2 protein-coding genes are annotated in these 1,980 nt (G+C 62.0%); both read right to left on the bottom strand.

Features of this window, described 5'->3' with window-relative positions; translation table 11 throughout:
• Nucleotides 1-166: 166 nt before the first annotated feature.
• Complete coding sequence (locus FVD38_RS26260; RefSeq protein ID WP_147937489.1) at nt 167-775, bottom strand: hypothetical protein; 609 nt, start codon at nt 773-775, stop codon at nt 167-169.
• Nucleotides 776-785: 10 nt separating this feature from the next.
• Nucleotides 786-1,637, bottom strand: coding sequence for a hypothetical protein (locus FVD38_RS26255; protein ID WP_147937488.1), 852 nt, complete (start codon nt 1,635-1,637; stop codon nt 786-788).
• Nucleotides 1,638-1,980 lie beyond the last annotated feature (343 nt).

The raw sequence follows: 1,980 nt of genomic DNA, 5'->3' as shown, positions 1-1,980 counted from the left end.
CTGAACCCAACAATCAATTCGCCCAGCATAGCTTTTGCACGGAACAAAGGCCAGCTACGGCGAGGAACATGATCGCACGATACTGAACAGCTATCTGACTGGCGCCAACATTGCCATCAATGGTGGGCAGCATATGTATTGAGGGTTGCTGCTGGCTAGCCGCGGTTCAGGCCGAGGCCGTCGGCGGCGTGAGCGCATCGAGGGTGGTGCTGTGCAGCTGGATTTTCTCGATGGCCAGCACGATCGGCGTCGGCTGGCCGCTGGCGACGGCGCCGGCCAGGGACAGCAGGCCGCCAACGAGGCCGGTGACTTCGCCGATCACGCCGATGCGCCGGATCTTCTCGGCGGCCGCGGCGGTGAGGGCGACGAGCCTGCTTTGCGGCTGGCCCAGGCCCTGGATGACGAAGGCAGCGGCGTCGGCATATAAAGTATTGGCGCGCTGGCGCAAGACCATTTCATCGTCCAGCAGGCGGCGCATGGCGTCCTGCACCTGGACGGGGACGCCGCGGCCATCGTAGCTGCGAATCTCGCGCAGGATGCGTTCGTGCAGGCGGTCGGCGATCGTCGACAGGCCATCGGCCAGTTCGACCACCTGCTGCATGCTGGACAGGCCGCCGCTGCCGACACCGTGGGCAGTTTTGGCGGCGTCGGCGCCGGGATTGGCGGGGGCCGCGGCCTGGACGCTGGCGGCAGGGGCGGCCTGGGCTGGAGTAGCGCTGTCCTGCGCTGCGCCCGCACCCGGCGGGTTGGTCTTGTCGTGTGATGACTCCTGCATGACGTCCTCCTCAATCGCCGTTCAGCCCGCCGCGGATCATGCGCAGGTCGCGCGCATAGTTGGCGAGCATGCGCCGCGTCTCGTCGCCCGTCAGCTTGTTCATGTTCTCGCGCATCTTCTGGTGGCCGAGCGCCACCTTGGTGAGTCCCTGCAGCGCCAGCTCATAGCGGCGGTCGATCAGCTTGTACTCGGTCGACTTGTTCAGGTAGTGCACCTTGGCCAGGGTGACGAGCATGCGATCGGTGTTACGGTTCGAAAACGGAAGCTCCACATCGAAGATGCCGAGCACGGTCTTCTTTTCATTCTCGTTGGTCTTGTAGTAGAGGCGAGTGAGCGAGATCATGGCATCGAGCAGCACCTGCACATCCGCATCGCCGTCGCGCACCATGGTCTCGACGCTGCGGTTCTGGTAACCCGAGGCGATCACGCGCGTGAGCAGCCGGGTCATCCCCGTATACGCCGCCACATGCCGCTGCTGCAACCCCGATTCCGCATTCGCCTTCAGCCCATTGCCCAAATCATCGATGCGCTCAGACAAATCGTAGCGACCTTCGCTCGCGAGCAGGCTGAGCGTTTGCATATACAGGACCAGCGTCTTCTGGATGGCGACAAAGTCGTCATACACGGCGCGCCGCCGCACATCGTTCTCGCGCGCGATGCGCTCGGCCTGCGGCGACAGATAGGGCTGCTCGCGCTCGTAGGTGTCGCGATACCTCCGCGACAATTCCGCATACCCACCCAACTTGGCCGAGGCATCCGCGAACTCGCGCACCTCCTGCAAACTGACCGACCCATTGGAAGCGCAGCCACCGAGCAGCACACCAAACCCCACCACCAGCCCCACCGCAAGTCGACGCAGCATCGCGACCCTCCCGCCCGCCAGCCCCAAAACCCCATTCTTCCAGCCCCGCACCGCCCCACCTTGCCAATTATCAATTCCCCCTCGTAATTCGCCCGACACCACACACAATTAGGGTCAGAGTCGAATTAAATGACAACTTTCAAAGTTATCAAATAATTCAACTCTGACCCTAGTTGTTGAGTAAGTTACTGATGGAATACCTGCCTCAATACGTTTCCACCGCTAATTCGAATCATGGCCATTGGCCAATAAATCGACTCTCGTATATTGAAGGTACCGCAGCGGAGCTGGTCTATGATGGCGACGAAGCGGTCGGGCGGAGTGATGCCGAACGACTCGAGTG

Source organism: Massilia arenae, from assembly GCF_008014745.1.
GTDB classification, from domain to species: domain Bacteria; phylum Pseudomonadota; class Gammaproteobacteria; order Burkholderiales; family Burkholderiaceae_D; genus Telluria; species Telluria arenae.
The sequence above is the reverse complement of the archived record's forward strand: the minus strand, read 5'-3'. Positions and strand labels throughout refer to the sequence as shown.

What these genes read in the sequence shown, in the direction of transcription:
- FVD38_RS26260 (WP_147937489.1), bottom strand. Translation starts at nt 775, where the DNA reads ATGCAGGAGTCATCACACGACAAGACCAACCCGCCGGGTGCGGGCGCA.
- FVD38_RS26255 (WP_147937488.1), bottom strand. Translation starts at nt 1,637, where the DNA reads ATGCTGCGTCGACTTGCGGTGGGGCTGGTGGTGGGGTTTGGTGTGCTG.